Origin of the sequence: Lacibacter luteus, assembly GCF_004118265.1 — a bacterium.
GTDB lineage: Bacteria > Bacteroidota > Bacteroidia > Chitinophagales > Chitinophagaceae > Lacibacter > Lacibacter luteus.
Genome location: NZ_SDHW01000001.1, coordinates 1653689 through 1672875 on the forward strand (window position 1 = coordinate 1653689; position 19187 = coordinate 1672875).

Genomic DNA, 19187 nt, shown 5'->3' on the forward strand with positions numbered 1-19187 from the left:
TTTTCCGGACTTCTCAACTTTGGCCTTTCGATTTTCAAAAAAACCTGACCATGATCACCGGAGTTTGACAAGAGTCAAGTTTTTGTCTGATTTGCGTCATCTGCCAGCACAACCCCTCCCGATAGTTTTACAGCCGAAATAATCCAACAATTATGAGTGTCATCTTCCTTTTGCTTATCGCAAGTGTATCAGTTGCGGCCCTTTTCCTGGGAGCATTTTTGTGGAGTGTGAAAAGTGGTCAGTACGACGATGAAACCTCACCTCCTATCCGTATGCTGTTCGATCAGAAGCCGGCATCTTCTTCCGGCAATTCAAGCGAAACCAATTCAACCCAACAATAATAACAACAGAACAAACTGAAATTATGCAAACCGAAAAGTTTTATTACGACAACAAGATTGTAAAATACTTTGCCAATGCCACAGCGCTTTGGGGAGTAGTAGGTATGATCGCAGGTTTGTGGGTTGCCATCCAGTTTTATTTTCCGGCTGCATCGCTCGATTATGCCGGCACAACGTTTGGCCGCCTTCGTCCCATTCATACCAACGCCGTCATCTTTGCCTTTGTAGGTAACTGTATGTTTACCGGTGTGTATTATTCGTTGCAACGTCTTTGTAAAGCAAGAATGTTCAGCGATACCTTAAGCTGGATTCATTTCTGGGGCTGGCAATTTATTATTGTAGCTGCCGCAGCTACGCTGTTCTTCGGTTTTACAACAGGTAAAGAATACGCAGAACTGGAATGGCCTATCGACATTATGATTACACTCATCTGGGTTGTATTTGGTGTAAACATGTTTGGCACTATTTTCAAAAGAAGAGAAAGTCATTTATATGTAGCCATCTGGTTCTATATCGCAACATGGATTACTGTTGCCATGCTGCACATTGTAAACTCCTTCGAAATGCCGGTATCGCTGTTTAAGAGTTACAGCTGGTATGCAGGTGTGCAGGATGCGTTGGTACAATGGTGGTACGGCCATAATGCGGTTGCATTCTTTTTAACTACGCCTATTCTCGGTTTAATGTATTACTTCCTGCCAAAAGCAGCGAACCGTCCTGTTTATTCGTATCGTTTATCCATCATCCACTTCTGGGCCCTCATTTTTATTTACATCTGGGCAGGCCCACACCATTTATTATATACCGCCCTGCCCGATTGGGCACAATCGCTCGGTGTTGTGTTTAGCGTAATGCTGATTGCACCAAGCTGGGGCGGTATGTTAAATGGTTTGTTTACGCTCCGTGGCGCATGGGATAAAGTGCGTGAAGAACCGGTGTTGAAATTCTTTGTGGTTGCTGTTACCTGTTATGGTATGAGTACGTTCGAAGGACCGATGCTGAGTTTGAAAAGTGTAAATGCTATTGCTCACTTTACCGATTGGATCATCGGGCACGTGCATATTGGTGGTTTAGGCTGGAATGGTTTTATGGCGTTTGGTATGCTCTATTGGTTAGTACCAAAAATGTGGGGCACTACTCTGTACTCAAAGAAACTTGCAACAAACCATTTCTGGTTAGGTACAATCGGTATTGTTATTTATGCTATTCCATTATACTGGGCAGGTTTTGCACAGGCAGAAATGTGGAAGACATTTACGGAATCCGGTCAATTGAAATTCCAGTTCTTAGAAACTGTTACCAACATCATTCCCATGTACATTACACGTAGTGTTGGTGGCACATTGTATCTCATTGGTGCAATAATGATGGTGTACAACTTATACAAAACAGCAAAGAAAGGTTCGTTTATTGCAAACGAAGAAGCAGAAGCAGCACCGTTGGCAAAACATGCATCGCATGGTAAAGAATACTGGCATCGGTGGATCGAAAAAAGACCTGCAACATTATTAGTGTTCAGTTTAATTGTTGTGGCTATTGGTGGTATTCTTGAAATTGTTCCCACCTTCCTCGTTAAATCGAATGTACCAACCATTACAAGTGTAAAACCATACACTGCACTGGAATTACAGGGTCGTGATATTTATATCCGTGAAGGTTGTTATACCTGTCACTCACAAATGATCCGTCCGTTCCGTGATGAAGTTGCACGTTATGGCGAATATTCAAAAGCAGGTGAGTTTGTGTACGATCATCCCTTCCAGTGGGGCAGTAAACGTACAGGTCCGGATCTTGCACGCCTCGGTGGTAAATACCCCGACAGCTGGCATTACAACCACATGCTCGATCCACGCAGTATGTCGCCGGGTTCTATTATGCCCAACTATCCCTGGTTGTTAGATAACGATCTGGATACTGCTTCTACCCCGGCTAAAATAAGAGCCATGCAAACACTGGGTGTTCCTTACGCTGAAGGATATGATGCGAAAGCAAACAAAGATCTGATGACGCAGGCCAATGGCATCCGCATCAGTTTAAAGATGGATAAAATTGAAACGCCTGCTAACAAAGAAATTGTGGCGCTCATCGCTTACCTGCAGCGTTTAGGTAAGGATATTAAAGCAGAAAAGAAAACTGAAACTGCTGCCGCTAATTAATAACCCGAAGCGGAACCGGGGTTCCGCTTCTTTAAAATATCTGCAATGAAATTTATTCACTATCTCGAAAAGATCAGCAACGTAAGCATCTATGGTCTCAGTTCGTTTCTCATCTTCTTCATCTTTTTCTGCGCTGTATTTATTTATGTAATCCGTGCACGCAAGAGCGATATGAATGAGCAAAGCCGCATTCCATTGGATTAAACTCTTAAAACATCGAATCATGTTCACATACAAACTTCATTTTATTAAACCATTCTTACGCAAACTGTTTGTTGCAGCTCCGTTGTTGCTACTGGGCAGTGTTGCTGCTGCACAACAAACAGGCAGTGCACCTGCGCCATCAATATGGGATAATGCACTGGCATTAACCATGCTCCTCATCAGCCTGGTGTTATTGCTGGTTATTGCATTGCTCGCCAATGTGGTGCTTGGTACAGCTAAACTTCATTTCGATAAACAAAAGAAGAGCGGTACTGCTGCAAAAATTGTTTCCATTCTTTTATTGTTCTTAGCGCCATCGATACTGCATGCACAGAATGCAGCGGCTGAAGCAGTAGCACCTGCAGGACCATCATCAATTGGCGGATTAACACCGCTTACCTTTTGGGTATTGGCAGGGGTAATTGCAGTTGAGTTACTTGTAATTATTGTAATGGGCCTGTTTGTACAACGTTTCCTTGCAAAAGAAAAAATTGCAGTTGCTGCAGAAGAAGGTATTGCTGTGAAAACAAAACCATCGGGCTTTAAAGTTTGGTGGGATAAACTCAACAGCTTTAAACCAATGGAACAGGAAGCCAATATTGTACTTGATCACAATTACGATGGCATCCGTGAACTCGACAACCGCCTTCCACCCTGGTGGCTCTATGGTTTTTATGTAACCATTATTATCGGTGGAATTTATTTGTGGCGTTACCATGTTTCTGAAACTGCTCCTTTAAGCAAACAGGAGTTTGAAATTGCCATGAAGAAGGCTGATGAAGAGAAGGCTGCTTATCTCGCAAAGGCTGCAAACAATGTAGATGAGAATACAGTAACGCTTATGAAAGAAGTAACTGCATTGGATGCAGGTAAAGCAGCGTTTGTTCAAATGTGTGCAGCATGCCATGGCAAAGCCGGAGAAGGAAGTGTTGGTCCTAACCTTACTGATGATTACTGGTTACATGGTGGCAGTATTAATGATGTTTTCAAAACCATTAAATATGGCTGGCCCGAAAAAGGCATGAAAGCGTGGCAGGATGATTTTTCGCCGGTACAGATTGCACAGATAGCCAGCTACATCAAATCGCTGAACGGCACAAACCCTCCAAACGGAAAAGAAAAGCAAGGCGATTTGTATAAAGAAAATGGAGCAGCACCTGCAACAGACAGCACTGCAAAAAAAGAAGTAGTGATCAAGTGATGATGAATATCTAAAGCAATGAATTTCGAAGAAAACATAGAACAGGTACAAAAACAGGATTCTTTCCGTGACAGGATTGCAACGGTTGATGCGCAGGGAAAACGTAAGTGGGTATTTGCGCAAAAACCAAAGGGTAAGTTTTACAATATCCGCACTTATGTAAGCTTTATCTTCTTCCTCATTTTTGTGGCACTTCCGTTTATACATGTAAACGGAAGACCCCTGTTTATGTTTAACATACCGCAGGCTAAATTTATCATTTTCGGCAAAGTATTCTGGCCGCAGGATTTTTTCATCTTCGGTATTATTATGATCACATTCGTTGTGTTCATTGTATTGTTTACTTCAGCTTTTGGCCGTTTATTTTGCGGATGGGTTTGTCCGCAAACCATTTTTATGGAAATGCTGTTTCGCAAACTGGAGTATGTAATTGAAGGCGACGCAGCAAAGCAAAAACTGTTGGCTGCAGCACCCTGGAGCAGCGAAAAAATTGCACGCAAAGCAACCAAGCATATTGTGTTTTACCTGCTGGCATTCATAATTGCCAACATTTTCCTTGCCTATATTATTGGTGCAAAAGACCTGTGGGCTATGATGCAGCACCCGGCACAGAATGTTGGCACCATTGCATCGCTCATGGTTTTTTCTGCTGTATTCTATGCGGTGTATGCATTCTTTCGTGAACAGGCTTGCACAGTTGTTTGTCCGTATGGCCGTTTGCAAGGTGTACTGCTCGATAAAAATTCTATGGTAGTTGCGTACGATTACAAACGTGGAGAAGAACGTAAAAAGTTTAATAAGAAAGAAGAACGCACTGCAGGCGATTGTATCGATTGCCATCAGTGTGTAAAGGTTTGCCCTACAGGTATCGATATCCGTAACGGTACACAAATGGAATGTGTGGGTTGCACAGCCTGCATCGATGCATGCGATCATATGATGGAAAGTGTAGGCTTTAAAAAAGGGTTGATCCGTTATGCAAGCGAAAACGGTATTGCCAATCACGAAAAACTGCACTACACCCGCCGTATGAAAATGTACACCGGGTTATTAATTGTATTAACAGGTTTGCTTACAACACTCTTGCTTTCGCAGAAAGAAATAAAAGCAACTGTAATGCGTACACCGGGGCTGCTCTACCAGGAAAAAGGGCAAGACAGTATTTCGAACCTGTACAATATTAAGATCGTTAACAAAACCATGAACGATATTCCGTTAACCGTTAAACTCGAAGGCGAAAACGGAACGGTACAGCAAGTGGGCAATGCTATCCATGTAAAAAAAGAAGGACAAGGTGCCGGATCGTTCTTCATCATTCTTCCTAAACAGGTCATCAAACAACGCAAAACAGTTTTGCATATAAGCCTGTACGAAGGCGATAAAAAAATCACCACCGTGAAAACAAATTTTCTCGGCCCTATTTCATCAACCAATTAAAACAATGCACAATGACACTTAACTGGGGACATAAAGTAACACTTGGCTTTAGTGCTTTTGTAATCTTCATGTTTTTTATGGTGTACAAAAGCATGCATACCGATTTTCAACTGGTATCGAAAGAATATTACAAAGATGAACTTGCTTACCAGCAGGTAATTGATGGCACAAAGCGTGCAAATGAATTAAGCACAACAGTAAGTGTTGCACAAAGCAACGAGACCGTTACCATTCAACTGCCGGAAGAATTGAAAGGAAAAAAGATCAGCGGAAATATTTGGCTTTACTGCCCTACCGATGACAAGAAAGATCAACGCTTAACATTAACAGCTGATGCTGATGCACGTTTACAACTGGAACGGAAAACAATTGCTGCAGGCAACTATGTACTTAAAATTAACTGGACAGCAGATGGTACTGCATTTTACAACGAACAACCACTTACAGTAAAATGATGTTGCAGGCAATAACCGGAGGATTGGTGCTCGGTGCATTCAGCAGTTTGCATTGCGTTGGCATGTGCGGGCCGCTTGCACTTGCATTGCCTGTACAACATTTACCTGTTTGGCAACAACGCCTGGCTGCGTTTATGCACAGCTTGGGACGCATTGCTACATATGCGTTGTTTGGTTTGCTGTTTGGTTTTGCAGGCCGCAGTTTGCAACTGGCCGGCTTTCAGCAATGGTTATCCATCATCAGCGGTGCTGTTATTTTATTTTTCCTTGTTAACTACTACCTCTTACACAAAAGCTGGCAACCTGCTATTACAGTAAAACTCAACCAGGCTGTACAGCAATTAATGATCCGTTTGCTGAATAAGAAAACAACCAAAACCTATTTTCTTTTTGGTATGGTAAACGGCTTATTGCCATGTGGCATGGTGTATGTAGCACTTGCAGCAGCACTCAACTTTCGTGAAGTGGAAAACAGCATAGCTTTTATGAGCAGCTTCGGAGCAGGCACTGCACCGTTACTATTGCTGCTTACTGTACTGGGTCACAGCATATCGTTTTCACTTCGCACTAAAATAAGAAAAGCCGTTCCGTATATCATGACAGTTATGGCAGTACTGTTGATTTTGCGTGGTTTAAATCTCGGCATTCCGTTTATAAGCCCTGTATTGGCCGGCTCAACTGCCGATCCGGTACAATGCCATTAAAAGCCACAAGTGATGAGGATCATTAACGCTATTGACAACTGTTATAGAGAACCGCTTCGGCAAAATGTAGATTTGCTTAATTGTGGAACTCAATTGTTCACACAAAAAAACAATGATCACTATTGTTATGGGTAATAATAAAAAACTTTTTCAATACCGTCACGAAAGTGATACGTGGAAGCGGTACCTGCAGTTTATACAGCAGGAGAATAACCACTTGAAAACACGTCTTTCGCAGGTATTGCAACACGATACAGATGATGAATTCCTGGAACGTGCAGAATACTTCCAAAGCAAGTTTATTGCTGAAGATGACACTGTAAACATGTTACGGCAGGATGTTCATGAAATAGATCAAATGCTCGCTAAAGACAAAGTAGAAGAATCTTCGCTCATTAAAGAATTGCAGAAGAAGCTGAAGAAGATGAACAAGGATATGGAAATTGTAGAACGTCAGTTCAACAAACTGAAAACCGATTTCAATACATATTTAGCAGACAGCTTATAATAGTTTTACAGGAAATACAAACAGCATCTGATGCATTGAGGGGCATACAGGTGCTGTTCCTTTTTAAACCTTTTGTAAAACAAAAAAGCAACCTGCTTTACGCAGATTGCTTCGTGAACCAATGAACAACTTTCGGTTGTTATCAGTTAATAAGGTTTTCGAGTTTCTTCTCGTTGATGATTACAATGTTGCCTTCTTTAATCTCGATGAGTTTTTCCGAACGGAAATCGCCCAACGTACGTATTAACGATTCGGTAGCTGTACCTGCAATGCTCGCAAGGTTTTCACGACTGATGTTGATGGAGAATTGCCCTTCGCCTACCTGGTATTTGCGCTGCAGGCTTATCAAGGCATCAGCAACTTTTTTACGTAAAGAGTTGTATGCAAGCCCCAGCAAATGCTCTTCCTTTTCGGCTACATTTTTTGCAAGCAGCTGAATAAATTTTTGTGCAACCATGCTGTTGCTGTTCATCAGTTCGTCAAAATCAGCTTTGGGAATAATAGCAAGTTCACTGTCTTCCATTGCTTCTGCTGTTTCTTTGTACGATCCGCCTTCGAGCAACGCAACATAACCAAGAAAATCGCCTTCAGTATATAAACCAACTACCAGCTCTTTACCATCGTCGTTGGTTTTAAATGTTTTTACTTTTCCTTTTACAATATAAAACAAACGTGCAGCACGGTTGCCTTCGTTATAAACAGTTTGCTTTTTCTTGTATTTGTTTACATCACGATCGGCAGTAAGCGATTCCAATGCATCTTTCGAACCGGTTGCAGCAAGTAATTTATTAACTCCTTCAAGCCCCGAACTATATTCTTCCTTTAACAGATCTGCTTTTTTAATGCGGCCTTCAATTGCGTTTAAAAGTTCGGTACCGCTGAAAGGTTTGGTAATATAATCGTCGGCACCAAGTTCCATGCCCCTGCGTAAATCGCTGCGTTCTGTTTTTGCAGTAAGAAAAATAAAAGGGATGTTTTTTACCGCTTCATTTTTATGTAATGCGTGTAACACACCATAACCATCCAGCACCGGCATCATAATATCGCATACAATTAAATCGGGCTGTTCTGCCAAAGCTGTTTCAATACCAATTTTTCCATTTGGTGCAGTTACAACTTTGTAGTTGGCCAGTTCCAGTATCTCGGCTGTATTCTCCCTGATGTCGTCGTTATCTTCAATAAGCAGAATCTTTTTCATTCTTCCTGATTTTTTTATTGTGCAGAACGTTTCTGAAAAGTAATAATAAATTCGGTGCCTTTATCGGCTTCGCTGTTGCAAACGATTTTTCCATTCATCAGATCGGCATATTTCGATACAATGTGCAAACCTAAACCGGTGCCTTGTATGTTAATGGCATTCGCCGCACGGAAAAAGCGCTCGAACAAATGTTCCTGATCTTCCTGCGAAATACCAATACCGCTATCCTTTATACGCATTTCAATTGTACTGCCGGTTACAGTTGTTGCAAGAACAATTTCACTGTTCTCCGGTGAAAATTTGATTGCGTTTGAAAGCAGGTTGAGGCTGATGTGCTTAAACATGCCGGGATCAAGTTCAACCTGCTTATTGCCGGTATGTATATAAGAAATGCGCTGGCCTACTTTACACATCGACTGCATTTCGGAAATGGTGTCGGATAAATTTTTCTCCAGGTCGAACTGGCTGAAACGTGCCTGAATTTTTCCTTCTTCAATTTTTCCTACGTTGAGAAAATCGTTCAGGATATCTGTCAGCAGGTTTACCGAGGAAATGATCCGCTGAATATGTTTTTCCCTCTTAGGCTGATCTTCGCTGCTGGTATATTTCTGTAACAGGTAAACCGATGAAAGAACAGTGCTCAAGGGTGTGCGAAATTCATGCGAAGCCACCGAAACAAATCTCGACTTCAGTTCGCCCAGCTCCCGTTCTTTGCTTAAAGCGGCACGCAGGTCTTTATCTTTTTCTTCAATTTCTTCGATCTTCTCGTTTAGTATATGCACCGTTTCCTGCAGCGATATTGTACGGGCCTCTACTTTTTGTTCCAACTCCTCATTCAATTGTAATAACGCATGCTCAGCTTTTTTGCGGGCTGTAATATCGTTTACAAATGCAACTACAAAAAACTCATTTTCTACTTCGTAATTACCCAGGCTCACTTCTACCGGAAATTCGCTGCCATCTTTTTTTATGGCAAACAGATCGAGCCCGATACCCATTGGCCTGCTTTTGGGCTCGTGCATATAATGCTCACGTTGGCGTACATGGCGGTGGTGGAAACGTGCCGGAATAAGTAACTCTATTTTTTGACCAAGAATTTCGTCTTTCGATCCGTATCCAAACTGTGCAACACCGAATTGATTAACCGATATAATTGTGGCTTCGGCGTTTACAAGAATAATTCCAATGCTGGCATGATCGAACAGTGTTTGAAAAAGTTTTGCTTCGGCAATAGACTGCATACGATATGTTCTGTCTGTACTTAGTGTTTAAAAATATCCGGGTGAGGCACTTTTCTTAATCCTGTAAAGGTACTGATTACGAAGGGAGTTTTTGTTTTTACTGCTGCTTTCTTTACTGATTTATTTAATTAATTTGTCCGGGATTTCGGATGGCATCACTCTTTTTCAGCAGCACAGATGGCGGGCTTTATCAGCACTGTCACTTGCTTGCCGCTACCAGCAAACAGGACGCACATCCGGATGCCTGTTTTTATTTACATTTTGAACCATAATATATGTCAACCGAAATAAAATGTCCTAACTGTGGCCATGAGTTTGAGCCAACCGACAGCATTCGTGAAGAAGTGCAGAAAGAACTGCGTACAAAAATGACCGAATGGCAAAAACAACAACAGCAAAAATTTGATGCACAGTTACTGGAAGAAAAAAAGAAAACACAAAAAGAAACCGAAGAATATATCCGTAAAAACATTGCTTCCGATTTTGAAAACAAACTTCGCCTGCTGGAACAAAGTAACAAAGACAATGAAGAAAAACTGAAAGAAGCAAGGCAGCAACAGGTTGAAATATTAAAACGTGAACAGGAGCTGAAAAATAAAGAAGCTGAGCTGGAACTGTCGGTTCAAAAAAAAATACAGGAAGAACGGGAGAAACTCAGCGGCGAAATTCGCAAGCTGGAAGAACAACGCATTGCTGCCAAAGAAACCGAATACCAGTTGCGGTTGAAAGAAATGGAAAAGCAACTGGAAGACCAGAAAAAACTGGCAGAAGAAATGAAACGCAAAGCCGAACAGGGATCAATGCAGTTGCAGGGTGAGGTGCAGGAGTTGTTGCTGGAAGATCTGCTTCGTCAATCGTTTCCGTACGATTCTATTGAAGAAGTTGGTAAAGGAGTAAAGGGTGCAGACTGTTTACTAGTTGTTCGCAATAAGTTTGGACAGGAATGTGGCAAGATCATTTTTGAAAGCAAACGCACCAAAGATTTTTCGGAACAATGGATTGAAAAACTGAAAGCCGATATGCGTAGCCAGGCAGCCGATATTGCGGTGATTGTTACGCAGGCAATGCCAAAAGGTTTCGACCGCTTTGGTGAAAAAGATGGTGTATGGATCTGCAGCTTTGCCGAAGTAAAAGCATTAACGCATGTTTTGCGTGATGGGATTGTACGTATTGCACAGGCAACCAAAGGCCAGGAAAACAAAGGCGAAAAAATGCAGATGCTCTACGATTACTTAACCGGTAATGAATTTGCGGAGCAATGGAAAGCCATTCGTGAAGGATTTATGAGTATGAAAATTTCCATTCAGAAAGAGCGTGATGCAATGGAAAAACTCTGGAAGCAACGGGAAAAACAATTGGAAAAAGTATTACTCAACGCAGCACATATACGTGGCTCGGTTGAAGGTATTGCAGGCAGCGATGTAAACATTAATCTGCTGGAAGATTCAAGCGATCTGTTAACCGACGATTAAAATGCCGCAAGACCCTACCCCCATTGTTCTCACCTTTAAAGATTCGTCGTACACGATCTATTCTCTTGAAGAATACGATCTGTTACCCGATTCTGTAAAAGGCGGCCCGGAAGAACGGAGACTGATAGAATCATCTTTTAAATCATCAACCGAAACAGGAGAAAATGGTTTTTCATTTGCTTTCTTCTGGTTTATTGGCGTTATGATTCTTATTATTTACCGTGTTGTAAAAGATCTTAAAAAAGAACAATACAGAGATTCTACTCCCTTGGCTTACGATGCAGACTATACCGACAATTCTTCATCTACCTCCTGCTATGTGTACAAGGGAAAAGAGTTGCATTTTTCCACCGATGAACTGCATAAAGTTTGCGATAAATACAACCCTTATTACAATAAGCTTTCAGCAAACAATCAACAGTTGTTTATTGAACGTTTGAAAAAATTTATCCGCAGTAAAGATTTTTACATTTATGCTCCGGTTGCGTATAAGGAAATGCCCATTCTTATTTCAGCATCTGCTGTGCAGATAACTTTTGGGTTAGACGATTACCTGTTACCGCATTTTTCTACTGTGGTCATTCATCCCGAAGAATATTTTGCTTACGAACCGTTGCGGGTTTTAGTTGGTAACGTACAGGATAATATCATTACACTATCGTGGAAACATTTTCTGCAGGATTACCAAAACCCAAGCGACGGAAAAAATGTTGGCCTGCACGAAATGGCACATGCATTACAAGTGCAATATCTTTTTCGAAAGCCCAACCGCATGAACGACTTTAAAGAAGATTATGAACATTACGACCGGCTTGATGATGAAGTGCAACAGAGCGAACGTTTAAAAAGCAATCGCCTGTTCGATGATAATGCACTGAAGAATAAAAATGAATTCTGGGCAACTTCGGTTGAGTTGTTTTTTGAAAGACCGGTTTTACTTAAACTGCAGTATCCAAAATTATACGATGCTATTTGTGTGGTTCTTAACCAGGATCCTTTAGCTGCATAACAGTTGCTTTATTACGTCAGTATTTCTATTGATCATAAAATTTTAAACAGCATAATTACCTGCTAAAAAACGGAATGCAAATGCATTCCGTTTTTGCTTTATAGTGATCGTTGATTAATTGAAATCCTCATCGCTGTAATCTTCTGCATCATCATCATCGTGTGCAGTTGGGCCAAGATTGATCATGCTGCCAACAAGATCGTTAAACTCAATACGGCCTTCCACTACTTTTTTACTGATGAGCGAATAAGCTGAAAGTCCATGCAACACAAACTCCATCAGCAACGCCGATTGTTGTTCGTTGGCGCCTTTAAAATATTTTTTCACCAACGGATACAAACCATCCACACTATACAGCTGCTGAATTTTCTCTTCGTCTTTTGTATTCATCAGCAATGTGAGCTTGTTTCCTTTATCGAACCAATTAGTGATAGACTTGTACGGATTATCGGTTGCAGTATCGCCTCTGCGTTGTTTCTTCACCTGTTCGGGATTGGGAAAGTATTGCAGAAACTGTGCACGAATGGCTTTATCCAACAAATGAAAAGCAACCTGGTACGGACCTTCCTGTTCACCTTCGTACACCAGTTCAATTTTACCGGTAATAGAAGGAATAACACCTATGAGATCACTCATCCACACCTGTGTTTTCTTTTCTTTGTTTTGAAGGGCACGCAGCTCGGCCGTGCTTACAAGGTTTTCATACGCCGAAATCGTAAGCCTTGCACTAACACCACTTTTCTTATCTACATACTCACTGCTGCGTGCTTCAAATGCAACCTGCTCAACAATCCGTTTCAGTAAATCGCTGATGTCTACAATTTTTTCCTGTTCGGGATGAATAACCGCTTCCTGTTCGGTAATGGCCAATCCTGTTTCAATTGTTTTTGGATAGTGCGTTAATATCTGGCTTTCAATACGATCCTTGAGCGGTGTTACAATGGAACCACGATTGGTATAATCTTCGGGGTTAGCTGTAAACACAAATAAAATATCGAGCGGTAAACGCAGTTTAAATCCACGTATCTGCACATCACCTTCTTCCAGAATATTGAACAGTGAAACCTGTATGCGTGCCTGCAGATCGGGTATTTCGTTAATTACAAATACACAACGGTTGCTGCGTGGAATAATGCCGTAGTGGATCACACGTTCATCGGCAAAACTCAGTTTCATATTTGCTGCTTTAATGGGGTCGATATCGCCGATCAAATCCGCCACACTTACATCGGGTGTTGCCAGTTTTTCGCCATAACGTTGCGAACGGTGTACCCAGCTGATCGGTGTATCATCACCTTTTTCATTGATCAATTCTTTTGCGTAATGCGATACAGGATGAAAAGGATCATCGTGTACTTCGCTGCCTGCAACAATGGGAATATAATCATCGAGCAGCTCCGTCATTAAACGGGCCATTCTTGTTTTTGCCTGTCCACGTAAACCCAAAAACAAAATATTGTGTCGTGATAACAAGGCACGCTCCACATCCGGAATTACCGAATCCTCATAACCCAAGATGCCATGAAAAACATTTTCGTTCTGTTTCAGTTTTGCAATTAAGTTTTGCCTTACTTCTTCTTTAATGCTTTTTGATTGATAGTCGCTTTTCTTTAACTCGCCTAATGTTTTTATATTGTTCATTTGCCTGTAAGGCGGGAAGACGGAAAGCTCCCGCATTATTCTACACAATAGCGCCTGATTCCGTCTTTTATCAGTGCTGTATTAAAGTTTATTAAAAACCCTACGTTTAAAGTAGTTAGTTTCAAGTGACTGATGATTTGAGCTTCCCAAACTTTGTTTACAATATCAATTGCTTTCATTTCGCAAATGATTGTTTCATCAACCAATACATCCATCCGCAGCCCTTCATCAAATCTTATCCCATCATAAAAAAACGGGAGTTGAACCTGTCGTTGATAAGGAATATTCTTTTTCTCCAACTCATAGCAAAAGCATGCTTCATAAATTTTTTCAAGCAATCCCGGACCTAACTGTTTATGTACTTTATAAGCACAATCAACAATTTCTCCGCAGAGGTAATTTTCATGATCAGTCAAAATATACATAGTAGCAATTTTACTTTCCGTCTTCCCTCCTTCCCGGCACCTGACAACCTACAAGGCGTTAAAATACCGTCTTCCTTTTTCCGCTTTCAAAATCTTTAAAAATAAATGCGCCTAGTTTATCAAGTGATGCAAAGAATGCTTTCCCGTTATTCATTTCGGTAAACTCCTGTACAAATTTTTGCAGGTAAGGATCGGTAGCAATCATAAAAGTGGTAATGGGTATCTTAAGCTTTTTACATTGTGCAGCAAGATTAATACAACGGTTCACCACTTTTCTGTCCAAACCAAAACTGTTCTTGTAATATTTCTTACCGATCTTTAAACAAGTAGGTTTTCCATCGGTGATCATAAAAATCTGTTTGTTGGGATTTCTTCTTCTGCGAAGAATATCCATTGCCAGTTCTAAACCCGCAACTGTGTTGGTATGATAAGGCCCAACCTGCAGATAAGGCAGATCTTTTACTTCAATAGGCCATGCATCGTTACCAAACACCACAATATCCAATGTGTCTTTCGGATATTTTGTTTGAATCAATTCGCTCAACGCCATCGCTACTTTTTTAGCCGGAGTAATTCTGTCTTCGCCATACAAAATCATCGAATGCGAAATATCGATCATCAACACCGTTGATGTTTGTGTTTTAAAATCCGTTTCACGAATTTCCAGATCATCCTCCCGCATCATAAAACTATCAATGCCATGATTGATCTGTGCATTTCGGATGGAGTTGGTAAAATCAATCTGCTCCAAAGTATCGCCAAACTGGAAAGGCCTCGTCTCCGGATTTAGTTCATCGCCTTGTCCCGGCTTAAAGGTTTGATGATTGCCTTGTTTTGTTTTCTTGAGCTTGCCGAAAATTTCTTCCAGCGATTGTTTGCGGATGGTCTGTTCAGTTTTTGCAGTGATCTTAAATTCTCCGGTTGCAGCATTTTCATCGAGATAGCCCTGCTGCTTCAGATCTTCAATAAAATCACCGATGCCATACTCATCGTTGGTGAGTTGAAATTTACGATCGAGCTGGTTGAGCCAATCCAATGCTTCGGCAACATCGCCACTGGTATATGTAAGTAGTTGTGTAAACAGATCGAGCAACTGTTCAAACTTCGACTTTCCATTCTCCGCAGGATCGTATTTTGAAAAAAAGTGTCCAATCATAACTATACAATTTACTTCAAAAACACGAATTGCTTTTCCGGGTTTCGAAGCATGACGGAGAAATAACAAAAACCGAACCCGAAAAGTTCTTGCCGTTTTTACAGGCGTTTGTTTATTTTACGAACAGAAAAAACACAAGTTCATGCACCGCACCGTTCATTTTGTCATTAGCCTGCTTTGCTTTGCCTTTGTAATTACATCGTGCAGTCAGCCAAAATTACTGTTGAAGCCAAAAGCAACTATTGATACATTGCATTTGCAGCTCGATCTTAAATTGGTGCAGCAATACGAATACCGACAAGCACTACTAAAAAAAATGACCAAGTTTGTGGAAGTGTACAACAGCGAAGAACATCCGTTTAAGCTTTCGCTAAACAGTGGTTCTGCAACTACAAGCTGCAATCTTAAAATAGTGCGTGTAAAATTCATCGGTAAGAAGGAAAACATTATCGGTACCGCAATCAGTGTTGCAGGTATTGGTACTGCTGCCACATTAATTGCAACAGGTTTTGCTGTGCCTTTTGGCTGGGTATATATTCCGGCAGCACGCACAAGTTTACAGCCAACTTTAAGTGATGACATTGGAGAAGCAGTGCAGTTTCAACGGGTGGGTATTTCATCAACCGGTATGTATCGTTCGCTCGATAAACAGATCGATAAACAAAGCACGAAGTTTGTAAGGTATGTGGTATCGATGGTGCAGGGGCTGGAAGCTGAATATGTGAAAGTAAGATGAGGCGAGTAGTGAGTGCCCGGCTGCAAATATTACTGGAGCTTTGAATTATTGTTATTCAACTTTTGCTTTGATGCCAATTAAACTTTGAGTTTGCAGTACATAAGAAAATCAACTCCTACTAATACATAAAAAGAAACCCCGGATTTACCGGGGTTTCTTTTTTATTTCTTCTGCGTATCTGCTGTATTCTTTATTGTTTGTGGCACTTCTTTGCTTTGCAACGTATCTGCTTGCGGTGGTTTAACACCTTGTACATATTGTTGTATAGCCTGATCGATGCCTGCAATCAATTGTTTTGCTACCTGGTATTCGTATTCCGATGGTGTGGTACCATCGCCATCAACATAACTTTCGTAGAAGGTTACCTGCTGCTGCAGATCTTTCTTCACTTTTTCCATAATACGTTTACCTAATTCAACATCGCCTGCCTGAAACGCAGTTAGTGCAAAGTAGAAACTCTTCTCATTATGATCGTTACCATAACGTGATGCCAATGCATATGGTACGTTCTGATCCTTGATCATCTGGTCTGCACGTTGCAATACCTTCTTCGCATCTTCTTTGCGGCCTGCAGCAAGCAAATTCATTGCAAGAATGGTATGTGCATTGCGGATGTTCACCATGTGCCTGCGGTTCTCTTCGTCAAAATAAACATTCTCCTTTTGTGCACCACCATACTTAAAGGTCTTCATCACTTTATCAAACATCCATTCGGTATTGGCAGATGCTCTTGCATTTGCAACAGGTACCAGGCGGAAGGTTAAACCATCCTGGCGCAGATAATCATCGAAACCAAGTTGATAAGGTTGCGTAAAGTAGATCGGACGTTTCCAGTTATTTGCTGCAATGATGTTTAAGATCGCTGCATCGTTTTTAAAGAGGTATTGTTTGCCAACTTGGAAACGCAATTCTTTTACTACGCTGTCTCCAGCATTCACTGTTTTGTTTTCACGAACAAATGCTTCGTTTACCGGTACAGAAAAACGCTGACTGAAGAAGTAGTTCAGCAACTCGCCGCCTTGTGGTGAACGATACATTTTTGTTTCTGCATCACTACCCACCTGGTCTTTCATCATTTTATACAGATCGTGGTAGCTGCTGTCTGTTTGCGATACCTGAATATAATAGCTCACGTTACGTTTATCACCTGCAATCTGTTCTTCGCTCCAGATTACATCAATGGGGGCACTTTCATTCACTTTATAACGAAGCTGATTAATATACCAGTCGGTACCTAATAAACTGGTGTTGATCACACGCACATCGGGACGGATGCCTTTTACTTCCTGCGCATACCATAAAGGATAGGTATCGTTATCACCAACTGTAAACAGGATGGCATTAGGTGCACAGCTTTCCAGATAGTTTGTTGCAAGATCAGGAGCAATTGTTTTCTTGCTACGGTCATGATCGTCCCAGTTTTGTTGTGCCATTAAGAAAGGCACAGCAAGGAAACAAAGTGCAGCTGCAAGGTATGTACCTGCAGCGCCCTTCACTACTTTTTCAAACCATTCTTTTACCTGTATAAATCCAAGACCAATCCAAACAGCAAAAGCATAGAAGCTTCCTACATACGCATAATCACGCTCACGTGGTTGCGGACCTGCCTGATTGAGATATAATACAATTGCAAAGCCTGTAAAGAAGAATAACAAACCAACAATCAATGTGTCTTTCTTATGTTTTGAATACTGGTAAAGAATACCAATAATACCGAGTATGAAAGGCAGCAGGTAATACTTGTTGTTTGCTTTGTTATCGTTAAGGCTGTCGGGCATTAATTTCTGGTTACCCAAACGTGCATTATCTAAAAATGAAATACCACTGATCCAGTTACCATTGCGGCGTTCTCCCAAGCCCTGTACATCGTTTTGCTTTCCGGCAAAATTCCACATAAAGTAACGGAAGTACATAATGTTTACCTGGTAACCAAAGAAGAACTTAAAGTTATCAGCCATATTCGGATCACGCTCGTAGCTGATACGGCCTTGCTGATCACGCATTTTACCAATGCTTAAAAATTGTGCATAGTAATCTGCGTGTCCCTGATCGTTGCTTGCATCCCATACACGGGGGAATACCATTGTTTGATCGGCAGGATAAACAGGTTTGCGTTTTTTTCCTGTTGCTTCATATTTATCACCAACACGTTGATAGCTGTCACCTTCTTCGGCATATTCCTCAACTTCCGAAGTAAATTTTTGTCCTTTTAATAAAGGCACATCACCATATTGCTCACGGCTGAGATAACTCACCAAAGCAATAGGATTGTTTACATCGTTCATATCAATACCGGGATCGGCGTTTGCACGAATCATTGTTGTGATGTATGCTGAATAGCCGATAAGCATAAATGCAAACGACCATAAACCTAAACGTAAGAAACGGTAATGATTTTCTTTTGCCCAACGCAAACCGAACCAGATCAACACAGCGAGTAACGCAAAGAAGAAAATAAAACCGGAGAAGAATGGTAACCCAAAGCTGTTAACAAAAATGCGGTCGAACAAACCTGCACCACTGATGCTCCACTGAATAACTGCTTTTTGTACAAGACCTGTAATAACACAACCAATGAGGAAGGCAATTGTTCCGCCAGTCCATGTAGGTTTGTAACGGCGGAAATAATACACCATTACAATTGCAGGTAAGGTTAAGAGGTTTAACAAGTGTACACCAATACTTAAACCCATCATAAAGAAGATCAAAACAATCCAGCGTTCTGCCGAAGTGCGTTTTACATCATCATCACCTGCAAGTGTATCTTCATGTTCCCATTTCAAAATCATCCAGAACACAACTGCTGTAAAGAAAGAAGATAATGCATATACTTCACCTTCTACTGCACTAAACCAAAACGAATCGCTGAAGGTATACGCCAAACCACCAATTGCACCTGCAGCCATAATGGTAAACAATTGCACACCCTGTATTTCTTCGTTTCCTTTTTGTACCAATCTGCGACCGAAATGTGTAATGGTCCAGAACAGGAACATAATCGTGAAGCCACTCGACAAAGCAGAAAGCAGGTTTACACCAATAGCTGCATCGCCGGGAGTAAACAATGTAAACAAACGACCGAGCAAAATAAACAACGGAGCACCCGGAGGATGCGGAATGCCTAATTTGTAAGCACAGGAAATAAACTCACCCGTATCCCACAAACTGCCGGTGGGTTCCATTGTTAACACGTACACTGCACAGGAAATAAGACCAATGATCCAGCCTGTAATGTTGTTGACCTTTTGAAAATTCATATGAAGCTTAGGTTTAGTATTGGCCCGCTTTGGCGGGAAGCAGGCA

The 19187-nt window shown here is 41.3% G+C and carries 17 protein-coding genes; 11 read left to right on the forward strand and 6 right to left on the reverse strand.

Going from position 1 to position 19187, the window contains the following annotated elements:
* The first annotated feature begins 152 nt into the window (after nt 1-152).
* The 8 genes from ccoS to ESA94_RS06550 all read left to right on the forward strand — a co-directional run bounded on the left by ccoS (nt 153) and on the right by ESA94_RS06550 (nt 7006).
* Complete coding sequence (gene ccoS, locus ESA94_RS06515) at nt 153-341, forward strand: cbb3-type cytochrome oxidase assembly protein CcoS (protein ID WP_129130018.1); 189 nt, start codon at nt 153-155, stop codon at nt 339-341.
* Between the two features lie 23 nt (nt 342-364).
* Nucleotides 365-2497: a cytochrome-c oxidase, cbb3-type subunit I gene (ccoN, locus tag ESA94_RS06520; RefSeq protein ID WP_129130019.1), complete on the forward strand. Its 2133-nt coding sequence runs from the start codon at nt 365-367 to the stop codon at nt 2495-2497.
* Between the two features lie 45 nt (nt 2498-2542).
* Entirely contained in the window at nt 2543-2701 is a 159-nt protein-coding gene (locus ESA94_RS06525) for a CcoQ/FixQ family Cbb3-type cytochrome c oxidase assembly chaperone (RefSeq protein WP_129130020.1), read from the forward strand.
* A gap of 19 nt (nt 2702-2720) precedes the next feature.
* On the forward strand, nt 2721-3902 hold the full coding sequence (locus tag ESA94_RS06530; RefSeq protein WP_205755920.1) for a cbb3-type cytochrome c oxidase N-terminal domain-containing protein: 1182 nt from the start codon (nt 2721-2723) through the stop codon (nt 3900-3902).
* A gap of 18 nt (nt 3903-3920) precedes the next feature.
* Entirely contained in the window at nt 3921-5339 is a 1419-nt protein-coding gene (gene ccoG / locus ESA94_RS06535; protein ID WP_129130021.1) for a cytochrome c oxidase accessory protein CcoG, read from the forward strand.
* Between the two features lie 11 nt (nt 5340-5350).
* Nucleotides 5351-5794 (forward strand): FixH family protein, encoded by a 444-nt coding sequence (locus ESA94_RS06540; protein WP_129130022.1) that lies wholly within the window; start codon nt 5351-5353, stop codon nt 5792-5794.
* Nucleotides 5791-6498 carry a sulfite exporter TauE/SafE family protein gene (locus tag ESA94_RS06545; RefSeq protein ID WP_129130023.1) on the forward strand — a complete coding sequence of 236 codons (708 nt, stop codon included), beginning with the start codon at nt 5791-5793 and terminating at the stop codon, nt 6496-6498. Before ESA94_RS06540 ends, ESA94_RS06545 begins: the two co-directional genes overlap by 4 nt.
* Before the next feature lie 112 nt (nt 6499-6610).
* The gene (locus ESA94_RS06550; protein WP_129130024.1) at nt 6611-7006 is read left to right on the forward strand and encodes a hypothetical protein; all 396 of its coding nucleotides are present in this window, start codon (nt 6611-6613) and stop codon (nt 7004-7006) included.
* Nucleotides 7007-7148: 142 nt separating this feature from the next.
* Here ESA94_RS06550 and ESA94_RS06555 read toward each other — a convergent pair whose 3' ends face one another.
* Entirely contained in the window at nt 7149-8204 is a 1056-nt protein-coding gene (locus tag ESA94_RS06555; protein WP_129130025.1) for a response regulator, read from the reverse strand.
* 14 nt (nt 8205-8218) lie between these two features.
* Complete coding sequence (locus ESA94_RS06560; RefSeq protein WP_129130026.1) at nt 8219-9445, reverse strand: PAS domain-containing sensor histidine kinase; 1227 nt, start codon at nt 9443-9445, stop codon at nt 8219-8221.
* 275 nt (nt 9446-9720) lie between these two features.
* Here ESA94_RS06560 and ESA94_RS06565 point away from each other — a divergent pair, with 275 nt between their 5' ends.
* Together ESA94_RS06565 and ESA94_RS06570 are read left to right on the forward strand one after the other, a co-directional pair.
* The gene (locus ESA94_RS06565; protein ID WP_129130027.1) at nt 9721-10917 is read left to right on the forward strand and encodes a DUF2130 domain-containing protein; all 1197 of its coding nucleotides are present in this window, start codon (nt 9721-9723) and stop codon (nt 10915-10917) included.
* Between the two features lies 1 nt (nt 10918).
* Complete coding sequence (locus tag ESA94_RS06570; protein WP_129130028.1) at nt 10919-11926, forward strand: zinc-dependent peptidase; 1008 nt, start codon at nt 10919-10921, stop codon at nt 11924-11926.
* A 114-nt stretch (nt 11927-12040) separates the two neighbouring features.
* On the opposite strand, the gene ESA94_RS06575 is transcribed toward ESA94_RS06570, so the two are convergent.
* Genes ESA94_RS06575 through ESA94_RS06585 form a run of 3 tightly spaced genes read right to left on the reverse strand, consistent with a single transcriptional unit; the run spans nt 12041 to nt 15148 of the window.
* Nucleotides 12041-13567 (reverse strand): MoxR family ATPase, encoded by a 1527-nt coding sequence (locus tag ESA94_RS06575; RefSeq protein WP_129130029.1) that lies wholly within the window; start codon nt 13565-13567, stop codon nt 12041-12043.
* 35 nt (nt 13568-13602) lie between these two features.
* On the reverse strand, nt 13603-13992 hold the full coding sequence (locus ESA94_RS06580; RefSeq protein ID WP_129130030.1) for a GxxExxY protein: 390 nt from the start codon (nt 13990-13992) through the stop codon (nt 13603-13605).
* A gap of 58 nt (nt 13993-14050) precedes the next feature.
* A complete protein-coding gene (locus tag ESA94_RS06585) occupies nt 14051-15148 on the reverse strand; it encodes a vWA domain-containing protein (RefSeq protein ID WP_129130031.1) in 1098 nt (365 codons plus the stop codon).
* 142 nt (nt 15149-15290) lie between these two features.
* Between ESA94_RS06585 and ESA94_RS06590 the strand changes: the two genes are divergently transcribed.
* Nucleotides 15291-15884, forward strand: a complete 594-nt coding sequence (locus tag ESA94_RS06590) for a hypothetical protein (protein WP_129130032.1) — start codon at nt 15291-15293, stop codon at nt 15882-15884.
* Nucleotides 15885-16045: 161 nt separating this feature from the next.
* Here ESA94_RS06590 and ESA94_RS06595 read toward each other — a convergent pair whose 3' ends face one another.
* The gene (locus ESA94_RS06595) at nt 16046-19141 is read right to left on the reverse strand and encodes a glycosyltransferase family 117 protein (RefSeq protein ID WP_129130033.1); all 3096 of its coding nucleotides are present in this window, start codon (nt 19139-19141) and stop codon (nt 16046-16048) included.
* Nucleotides 19142-19187: the final 46 nt, after the last annotated feature.

Excerpts from the sequence above, each read along its gene's own strand:
- ccoS (WP_129130018.1), top strand. The coding sequence starts at position 153 with ATGAGTGTCATCTTCCTTTTGCTTATCGCAAGTGTATCAGTTGCGGCC.
- ccoN (WP_129130019.1), top strand. The coding sequence starts at position 365 with ATGCAAACCGAAAAGTTTTATTACGACAACAAGATTGTAAAATACTTT.
- ESA94_RS06525 (WP_129130020.1), top strand. The coding sequence starts at position 2,543 with ATGAAATTTATTCACTATCTCGAAAAGATCAGCAACGTAAGCATCTAT.
- ESA94_RS06530 (WP_205755920.1), top strand. The coding sequence starts at position 2,721 with ATGTTCACATACAAACTTCATTTTATTAAACCATTCTTACGCAAACTG.
- ccoG (WP_129130021.1), top strand. The coding sequence starts at position 3,921 with ATGAATTTCGAAGAAAACATAGAACAGGTACAAAAACAGGATTCTTTC.
- ESA94_RS06540 (WP_129130022.1), top strand. The coding sequence starts at position 5,351 with ATGACACTTAACTGGGGACATAAAGTAACACTTGGCTTTAGTGCTTTT.
- ESA94_RS06545 (WP_129130023.1), top strand. The coding sequence starts at position 5,791 with ATGATGTTGCAGGCAATAACCGGAGGATTGGTGCTCGGTGCATTCAGC.
- ESA94_RS06550 (WP_129130024.1), top strand. The coding sequence starts at position 6,611 with ATGATCACTATTGTTATGGGTAATAATAAAAAACTTTTTCAATACCGT.
- ESA94_RS06555 (WP_129130025.1), bottom strand. The coding sequence starts at position 8,204 with ATGAAAAAGATTCTGCTTATTGAAGATAACGACGACATCAGGGAGAAT.
- ESA94_RS06560 (WP_129130026.1), bottom strand. The coding sequence starts at position 9,445 with ATGCAGTCTATTGCCGAAGCAAAACTTTTTCAAACACTGTTCGATCAT.
- ESA94_RS06565 (WP_129130027.1), top strand. The coding sequence starts at position 9,721 with ATGTCAACCGAAATAAAATGTCCTAACTGTGGCCATGAGTTTGAGCCA.
- ESA94_RS06570 (WP_129130028.1), top strand. The coding sequence starts at position 10,919 with ATGCCGCAAGACCCTACCCCCATTGTTCTCACCTTTAAAGATTCGTCG.
- ESA94_RS06575 (WP_129130029.1), bottom strand. The coding sequence starts at position 13,567 with ATGAACAATATAAAAACATTAGGCGAGTTAAAGAAAAGCGACTATCAA.
- ESA94_RS06580 (WP_129130030.1), bottom strand. The coding sequence starts at position 13,992 with ATGTATATTTTGACTGATCATGAAAATTACCTCTGCGGAGAAATTGTT.
- ESA94_RS06585 (WP_129130031.1), bottom strand. The coding sequence starts at position 15,148 with ATGATTGGACACTTTTTTTCAAAATACGATCCTGCGGAGAATGGAAAG.
- ESA94_RS06590 (WP_129130032.1), top strand. The coding sequence starts at position 15,291 with ATGCACCGCACCGTTCATTTTGTCATTAGCCTGCTTTGCTTTGCCTTT.
- ESA94_RS06595 (WP_129130033.1), bottom strand. The coding sequence starts at position 19,141 with ATGAATTTTCAAAAGGTCAACAACATTACAGGCTGGATCATTGGTCTT.